Source organism: Bacteroidota bacterium (genome assembly GCA_039111535.1).
Classification (GTDB): Bacteria; Bacteroidota; Rhodothermia; order Rhodothermales; family JAHQVL01; genus JBCCIM01.
The window spans coordinates 1-8,426 of record JBCCIM010000241.1 but is presented as its reverse complement, the minus strand read 5'-3'; the positions used below and the strand labels follow the sequence as shown (position 1 = coordinate 8,426).

The 8,426-nt window shown below is 50.3% G+C and carries 9 protein-coding genes; 8 read left to right on the top strand and 1 reads right to left on the bottom strand.

Annotation, left to right across the window (positions count from 1 at the left end):
* Window positions 1-636 precede the first annotated feature (636 nt).
* The 6 genes from AAF564_24210 (at window position 637) to AAF564_24185 (ending at window position 6,236) form a co-directional block, all read left to right on the top strand.
* Window positions 637-3,036: an Rne/Rng family ribonuclease gene (locus AAF564_24210; GenBank protein ID MEM8488674.1), complete on the top strand. Its 2,400-nt coding sequence runs from the start codon at window positions 637-639 to the stop codon at window positions 3,034-3,036.
* A gap of 180 nt (window positions 3,037-3,216) precedes the next feature.
* Window positions 3,217-3,924, top strand: a complete 708-nt coding sequence (locus AAF564_24205; GenBank protein MEM8488673.1) for a hypothetical protein — start codon at window positions 3,217-3,219, stop codon at window positions 3,922-3,924.
* Window positions 3,925-3,970: 46 nt separating this feature from the next.
* Window positions 3,971-4,324 (top strand): hypothetical protein, encoded by a 354-nt coding sequence (locus tag AAF564_24200; GenBank protein MEM8488672.1) that lies wholly within the window; start codon window positions 3,971-3,973, stop codon window positions 4,322-4,324.
* Window positions 4,325-4,433: 109 nt separating this feature from the next.
* On the top strand, window positions 4,434-5,120 hold the full coding sequence (locus AAF564_24195; protein MEM8488671.1) for an MBL fold metallo-hydrolase: 687 nt from the start codon (window positions 4,434-4,436) through the stop codon (window positions 5,118-5,120).
* 18 nt (window positions 5,121-5,138) lie between these two features.
* Window positions 5,139-5,570: a type II 3-dehydroquinate dehydratase gene (gene aroQ, locus AAF564_24190; GenBank protein MEM8488670.1), complete on the top strand. Its 432-nt coding sequence runs from the start codon at window positions 5,139-5,141 to the stop codon at window positions 5,568-5,570.
* Window positions 5,571-5,717: 147 nt separating this feature from the next.
* Entirely contained in the window at window positions 5,718-6,236 is a 519-nt protein-coding gene (locus AAF564_24185; protein MEM8488669.1) for a metal-dependent hydrolase, read from the top strand.
* A gap of 137 nt (window positions 6,237-6,373) precedes the next feature.
* On the opposite strand, the gene AAF564_24180 is transcribed toward AAF564_24185, so the two are convergent.
* On the bottom strand, window positions 6,374-6,553 hold the full coding sequence (locus AAF564_24180; GenBank protein ID MEM8488668.1) for a hypothetical protein: 180 nt from the start codon (window positions 6,551-6,553) through the stop codon (window positions 6,374-6,376).
* Window positions 6,554-6,867: 314 nt separating this feature from the next.
* On the opposite strand from AAF564_24180, the gene AAF564_24175 reads away from it, so the two are divergent.
* Complete coding sequence (locus AAF564_24175) at window positions 6,868-7,257, top strand: hypothetical protein (GenBank protein MEM8488667.1); 390 nt, start codon at window positions 6,868-6,870, stop codon at window positions 7,255-7,257.
* Window positions 7,258-7,326: 69 nt separating this feature from the next.
* A partial coding sequence (locus tag AAF564_24170) for a hypothetical protein (protein ID MEM8488666.1) occupies window positions 7,327-8,426 on the top strand: 1,100 nt, incomplete at its 3' end.

Here is an 8,426-nt window from a genome sequence, read left to right as displayed (position 1 = left end):
TTCTCTAACAGGGAGAAGACATACTTCAACCCACCAGATTGTTGCGCAACTGCGTACAAAGAGACGTACAAACACCCGTCGCAAACTGGTTGAAGTGCTCAAGAAGTTCATTGGATAAAGAAGTTCAGCGTTGACGCGCTACCGTCGCTTACGCTGATTTTGATGACGATTCAGGCTGGCACAGCCCAGTTGTTCAAGCCTTGAAGCTATAAAAGCTTTTTGTTGCGCAATTCGGTTAGATCGAGATATATACAACCCCGCACCTATTGAATCCGGGGCGTCTGACGTAAAGACAAATTCCGTTTTTATACCATAGCGGTTTTTTATAGTGTTTTTTATTTCCCGGGCATTCAGGATGATTTGCAATTTCCTGCACGCCTTATACAAAAATTTTCTAGTGTTTAGAAGTGTGTGTAAAAAGCACACCTCGGACTGGTCTGCCGACAGTACGTTGTACCGTACTGTCCGTTGGGAACTAGGTTTGATCCAGGGACTAACCCCTGGACCTCGCACTGCCGTATCTCCTGTATACATCCTGCATAGACGGGCATACGTGCGTCCATTAAGTAGCGTTGATGATCCTCCACCGGTGCCTCACAGTGGCCAGTTCGCTAGGTGTACACACCAGCGATTTTTATGTCTAAAGAGATTATTATTAACGCAGACAAGAATCAAACGCGTATAGCGTTGATTGAAGATGGCGAATTAGTAGAGCTGCATATCGAGAGTACTGAAAACGAACGTACTCTTGGCGACATTTATCTGGGACGGGTTCGAAGGACCATGCCCAGCATTCAGGCTGCCTTTATCGATATCGGTCAGAAACAAGACGCCTTTCTGCACTACTCAGACCTTGCGGACAACCTGCCGCAATGGCTAAAGCTGCTTGTTCACAACAAGCCGAATGTCAGCCAGATGGCTGCCCATACCAGCGACCTTCCCACAAGTGCGCGCTCCCGGTCCAGACGGTCACGGGAAGACGACAGTAAACCATCCTCCAGAGGCCGGCAAAGCCGCGATGCCAAGCGAGACAGTGATGTCGTTGCAGCTGATGCAGACGGTGCCGATGCTGCTGGCAATAATGCGAAAGGACGCCGCGATGGGAAAACAGCCGGTAAAGATGGCGACGGTAAGTCTCGCGACAACCGTGGCCGCGATGGCAAAGGTCGCGATGGCAAAGGCCGTGGTGGCAGAGACCGTGATAACAGGGGCGGTGACCAGAAAGACAGCGCCGACAAAGACGCTGACAGCAACGATCGTGGTGGTAATGGCCGCGATAATAAAGGCCGTGATGACCGAGGCCGCGACAACAAAGATCTCCGCGGTAAAGACGACCGTGGCAGAGGAGATCGAGACAGAGACGACGGTGGCCGTGATGGTAGGCGAGATAGTGCGCCGGTTGTAGACAAAGGCACTGATAAGGGCAGCGGCAAAGATGGCGAGAGCAAAGAAGATGGCAAAGGCCGCCGTCGGCCGCCGCAGCGCCGGGGTGACCACAAAGAAAAACGCTCCTCCTCCCGTCGCGATTCGCGAGACAGTGTATCCAAACAAGAGGGCGATTCTGGTAAAGGCGGCAAACGTTCATCCAGATCTTCTCGCCGCAAAGGTGGGACAGACGGAGGAAATGGCCGGCCTCCCGAGACATTCCTCGATAAAGGCAAGCGTATTCTCGTAAAGATTGTAAAGGAGCCGATTTCCAATAAAGGCAGCCGCGTATCAACAGATATTTCTCTGGCTGGCCGGTTTCTGGTCCTGGTGCCGCTGGCCAATTATGTGGCGGTTTCCAAGAAAATTTACTCCTACAAAGAGCGCCGGCGATTGCGTGCGCTTGCACGGAGCTTGCTGCCCACAGGATTTGGCGTAATTGTGCGCACCGTAGCGGAAGGTAAAAAGGCAAAAGAGCTTGATACCGACCTCCGCTTGCTGCTTGAGAAATGGCGTAAAATCGAGAAGCGACTCGAAGGGTCGCCGGAGCCGCCAATTTCTGTACATGAAGACGTGAGTATGGCCTCTTCAGTTATTCGGGACCTGTTCTCGGATGACTACGATCGCATCCTCATTGACGATACCAAGCTGTATAAAAATGTAAAGAACTACGTACAGGCTGTTGCACCACACATGGTGCCGGCGGTGCAGTTCCATAAAGGTAAACAGCACATTTTTAAAGCTTCAAAAATTGCGCATGATGTAAACCAGGCGTTTCAGAGCCGGGTTGATTTGCCTTCTGGTGGCTACCTGTTTATCGAGCATACCGAGGCGATGCACGTTGTGGATGTGAACTCCGGCCGCGCCGGCCGCGGTCTGTCGCAAGAGCAAAACTCCCTCAAGGTAGATATTGAAGCGGTACACGCCATCACGAAGCAGATACGCCTCCGTGACCTGGGCGGCATCATTGTGATCGACTTTATCGACTTGCGTGAAGAGCGTAATCGGAAAAAAGTCTATTTTGAGCTGAAAAAGGCATTCAGCCGAGACCGTGCTGTAACCAAAATTTTGCCAATGAGTGACTTTGGCTTGGTTGAAATTACACGCCAGCGCCTTCGTCCAAGCATCACCAAGCGTTTCTCGGAAGAAGAAAGCACCATCAAAAAAGTAGATGGTGACCAGTCACAGCCGCAGCGTAAAGAGCGCCCAATGCGTTCTATGACCATCGAGGGGTTTGTTGAAAAAATTGAACGATGGATCACCACCTACAAGAAAAAGAATAAAGCCCGTGCGGTAACGCTAAAAGTACATCCGTTTGCAGAAGCGTTTCTTACGCAGCGCATTCCGTCGTACCCAACCCGTTGGTTTCTCAAGTACTTTTTGCGCGTGAAACTGGTGGTGGATGAAGAACTGGATCCTTTAGGGTTCAAATTCATCAATCCCAAAACGGGTGAAGAGTTTGTTCGCCGGTCTTCGAATAACCGGGGCCGGGGACGCGGGGGCCGTAGAAACAACGCCAAGCGTTCGAATAACAAACGGAACAACGACAAGGCAACCAAGCAGCGATATAGCGCAAAGGATAAGAAAAACAAGCCACCCAATAAAAAATAGTCTGTCGGCTTCAGGCATAATTTCTTGGGCTTTGACTGGTTTTTTGCGTATTTTCCTGGCGTATTAGATACCATTTGTGGGTGTAGCGTGGCCTGGTGTACTTCCTGTACTTTACTTCGTAATGCCTTCCGGTCGGGAGTTTCTGTATGCGCATTGTTTTGTCTTGTCGCATTTTTTCTTGTGGAGACTGCCGGCGCGCAAGCTTTCTTTTTTGGGAATAAAACACCCCGACTGACGTCTGCCGGTATGCTGGGGTATTCTGTTGTCGATTTCAAATTCGACGGAGACGAAACGCCGACACAACCGCTCTCTTTTGATGCGCCGGTCTATTCCCTCACGTATTCGCGCGCAAGCCTCTACGCAGCCTTCTCTTTTGGATCACAAAACGCTGCCGACACTACGTCCAGAGACCTGTCTTTCATTGATTTTACAGGCGCCATCTGGGGAGAAGCCTTTTTCTCTGAAGCGGCCACAGAAGCCGATCAAAAGGTGTTTGTGCCAATCATGCTGTATACCAACTACCGCAAAGTGGCCCCCAAAGGAATCGATGTGCTTGAGGAATTCAATATCACGACATTTGGACTCGGATTAGGGTTGGGGTACTACGCGGCATTTAGTGAGAACGTACAGCTCGAAATGCGAGCAACCCCGGTTTTTGGCGTTGCTATCCGGTCTTTTGGTGATTCTGCAGGGACTGCCCGGTTATTAGATGGGGATGTCCAACTACACATTGCACAGGTGTTCAATACCATTGGCATCAGTTTGGGGTATCACTTCCGGGCGATGATCTGGGACGTGAAAACGTCAAGCGTCTTTGGTAACATCAGTAGTGACCTCTTCAACTACCGCGAGACGAATCAAACCTTTAGTATTGGGCTTAACTGGTAGTCCGCCAGGCTTATCTGTTCAGCCAAGGTAATTCCGAGTTTGCAGTATGAAAACGCAAGTTATAGTAAAAGAGCTCGAAGAAATAGCCCGCCAGTTAGGGTTGGGCATTCGCAAAGGCAAAGGTAATTTTAAAGGAGGCCGCTGTGTGGTTGGTGGCCAGGATCTGATTGTGTTGAACAGGCACCACTTGCCCGAAATTCACCTCTCTGTACTCGCTGAAGGCTTACGGGATTTGCCTGTGGAAGATGTGTTTATGAAGCCGGCTGTTCGAAAAGCACTCGAAGAAGTATGGGACGCCAAGTTGCCCGAACAGGAAGAAGCAGCCAGCACTGAAGAAGCGGAAGCAGCAGCAGATGATGCGACTGAAGGCTCATCTGCCGGGGAGGGAGACGTTGCGTGAGGCAGGGCCTGTGAAGGTAACCCTGCTGGGTACTGGCACCTCAACGGGCATTCCTGTTATCGGGTGCAACTGCCGAGTCTGCACCTCTCAAGACCCCCGTGATAAACGGTTGCGATGCTCCTGTTTTGTGGAAGTAGACGGCATTAGTCTCCTCATCGATGCTGGCCCTGATTTGCGTACCCAGGCATTACAGGCGGGCATCAAACAGGTAGATGCTGTGCTGATTACCCATCACCACTTCGACCACGTTGTTGGCCTTGATGACCTGCGCCCCTATTTCTTCGGAAATAGTGCACCCATTCCCTGCTATGCCCATCCGGATACGGCAGATACGTTGCGCAGCATGTTTAAATACATCTTCGAGGATGGATCTTATCCTGGTGTGGCAAAACTCGAGATGCACAATGCAACAAAAGCATTCACCGCATCAAGTCGTTCAGATACCGGGGCTAGCGTTTCGGTTGTCCCCATCCCGGCGTTTCATGGTAAAATGCCGATTTATGGATTTAGGATCGGAAATTTTGCTTATTTAACAGACACAAATTGTATCCCCACCGAGAGCCGCGCATTACTGCGTGGGCTAGATGTGCTGGTGTTGGATGCACTCCGCCATGAACCACATCGGTCCCATTTTACGATTGCCGAAGCTATTGCCGTTGTAGAGGATCTTGCGCCGCGTCAGACGTACTTTACCCATATGACCCATTCTATTCTGCATGCAGAGGAAGATCAAAAGCTTCCAAACGGCATGGCGCTCGGCTATGATGGCTTGCAGTTTATCGCACACGAGGGTTGATCAAGAACGGATAAACACGTGAAAATTCTAGTACTCAACGGTCCTAACCTCAACCTGCTCGGCACCCGAGAGCCGGAAACGTATGGGGCTGACACACTGGATGACCTGGAAAAGGGACTTCAAAAAGCATTTCCCACGTTGAATTTCTCCTTTTTTCAGAGCAACTACGAAGGGGCGCTGATTGACAGGTTACATGAAGCCGGCCGAGATGGCACCGATGGCGTGGTGTTTAATCCCGGCGCCTATACCCACACCTCGATTGCATTACGCGACGCCATTGCCGGCATCGCCGTTCCAGTTATTGAGGTGCATATCTCCAATGTACACGCGCGCGAAGCCTTTCGGCACAAGTCGATGCTTGCCCCAGTCTGCAAGGGGCAGATTTGCGGCCTCGGCCTGAATGGTTATTTTGCCGCTGTTGCTTGCTGTACTGCTCAAAATTGGATGTAAGATGCCGGCCGGCACCTGCACGTAAATTTAGTAATACATATATTGCACATATGAAATAGTTTTTGTATGCTGCATGATTCCCGGACGATAAACGGAGTATGGCGTTAGTGCATCCGTTATAAGTGCATCCAATAAAACAGCAGGGCCATGGCAGGGTATCGCGGACACATTTCTGGAGCCGTCATTTTCTTTCTGATCTATATGGTCGGCCTGATTTTTCTGCTTGCTTCAGAGAGCGGGGAGCAGTTTGTCCTGGCTGAAAACGTACTCAAAGTGTTGGCGCTTTTTGCTATCTGCATCATGTTTGGACTGTGGCCGGATGTAGATACCAATTCAAAAGGGCAAGATATTTTTTACAGCCTCTTTTTTGTGCTGGATGTAGCCTTGATTTACTACGAGCGGTTTCACGAAGCAGCGTACCTGGGCCTGTTTTGTATTCTTCCTATCCTTGGCAAACACCGCGGGTGGACCCACACGTTCTGGGCGATGCTAATTATTCCTTCGCCCATTTTGCTGTTGCCCTATGTTTATTCAGCAGGTAACCCGTGGGGCGGATTGCCTTATTACGGCGCTGCCGTTGTTGGATACTTTAGCCACCTCTTTATGGACGGGCTGGTTGCTGATATCAAACCGAAGACGAGGCGGAAGCTAAAAAAGAGCCGATAAAAAAATCGAACACCGAACAAGGCATTTTTTATGAAGCACAATGGTGCGCTCCATGAAAGATTCCTTGTTCGATATTCGATGTAGCCGATGCTGCAGCAAGCAGCTTCGGGGTCTTCCGTATCAATATAGCCGGCGTATCAGACGGTTGTTTCGTCCAATACATCTATGAGTTTAAGCTCGCTTTCGAAGTCTGTCATCTCCTCCAACGCCTCAATATCGTCCAGCGACCCGAACATCTCCTCAAAAGCGCCTACTTCTTCGTCAAACGCGTCACCGACTACGTCTTGATACTCGACCTGGTCATTGAATTGTAGCATAACCTGATCCTCATCAATAGATAGTTAAACGTGGAATGCTGGGCAAGTGCTGTACCAGACACTGTGCACATGCATCCGTAGTCAGATATCACAAGGTACTGTAAAACACCCCGCACTTTGTTTGAGGGACTGTCACAGTCTGGTGTTTTTCCTGCAATGATTTTTTGTCAAATCCTGTACATGGGGGCATTGACTTGAAAACGAGGCAGTTTTGGAGGAATCCGTTTGCCCTGTTTCTGCGTACATAGCGCCAGAATTAAAACCCGAAACACCTTTCAGCGATCAAAATTTCGAATTAATCGCCACTGAACCCCATGCGAGATTACAGCGAGAGCAGTGCCTATCCACACGTTGACGACTTTAAAGTAATGCGTCCTGAGTACGTGGATCAGGAAGATGGCCTTTTTCAGGCTACTATCACCATTGCGCCCTTTAAAGTTGTTGGCGTAAGCGCAACAAAGGCCGGCGCCCGTCGTGCAGCTATATACGAATCTGCAAAAACGTATCGCTCATACCATCCCTCTTACCGAATGGAAGAACCCTTTCCGGAAGAATTTTCCGATCGTGAGGGTATGAAATGGGAACGTATTGCCCCTAACATGCGAAAGAAACTTGGAGACTATCGGTTTATTGACAGCGAAAATGAAGAAGATTACGCTGACATTGAAACGATGCTGCTCTGGGATATCCGTCCGGGCAAATAAGTACGCTGTACAAGGCTGACGTTGCCGGCGGATTTGCTGAATCCTCTTTGCTAATTCCTACCGCCTGTCATGAGAAAACTGTTCGGCCTGTTTTTGCTGATCTGTATCGCATTGTCACCCATTGTGATGCCTCCTGTTGCCGCAGCCTTTCCTGCTTTGAACGGACCTTCTGTTCAGGCAACAGACGATTCGGTGTATACCCGGGCAGCCTTGTTGGATCGCTTTTTCTCTGACGGCCATGTGCTGATTGTATTTGGGGCTTCCACGCCGCAACGGAAGGCGGAAATGCGCCAGGCGCTGGAGCAGTCTAATCGACGCTGGCGTTCGCATACGCAGGAGGTGCGCCACGTAGATGAAGTCACCCGGGCAGACTTTGCCGGCAAAGCAGTGCTGCTTATTGGTACGCCCGAAAATAATCCGTTTCTCACACCAGCAGTTGCCGCATCACCCGTATCCTTTTCCCCTGATGGGTTTACCTTTTTTGGTAAATCATACGGCCGTGAAGATATCCTTCGAATGATGTATCCTGGTGCGTTAAATCCGGGATACGCAATGTTTATGATTGCTGGCTGGGCCGAAGATAACTTGCTCCAGGGAAGTACGATGCGGGTTGTTCAAGATCTCATCCGTTCATACGACTACCAAATATTGCGGCATGAACAACGGTTGCGTCTTGGCAAGTTTTCGCAGGAGCCCGGCCGATTGTGGCAAATTGACAAAGCAGCGGATCTTGATTTTGAGGATGACATCAAGCTTGTTGGGACCACCACGCACTTCCGGTTCTATACGCACAACGCTACTATTGATCACCAGGATCTTGCCGGCATCATCCAGCAGCGCGAAGCGAGTTACGATCGCGTAGCCGCCTTTGCCGGAGACCGGTTGCCCGCTGAAGAAGCGCACAATTACAAATACTACCTGTACGCCAACCTGCAGGATAAAGCAGTGATTACCAATAGCATGGAGTTTGCCCATGTGGCGTATGGTGACCAGGCGGTTCATGTGGGACGCGAGCCCGGTATCGAAGGAGAAAGCGTAAACCGAGAAACCAGCCTGATTGTCCGCTCCTGGTTTGGAAAAGCCGCAACAACAGCGCTGGAAGATGGCCTTGCGGTTATGCTCGGTAAAGAGCGTTTTGGTAAACCCTACACCCACATGGCAGACCGGCT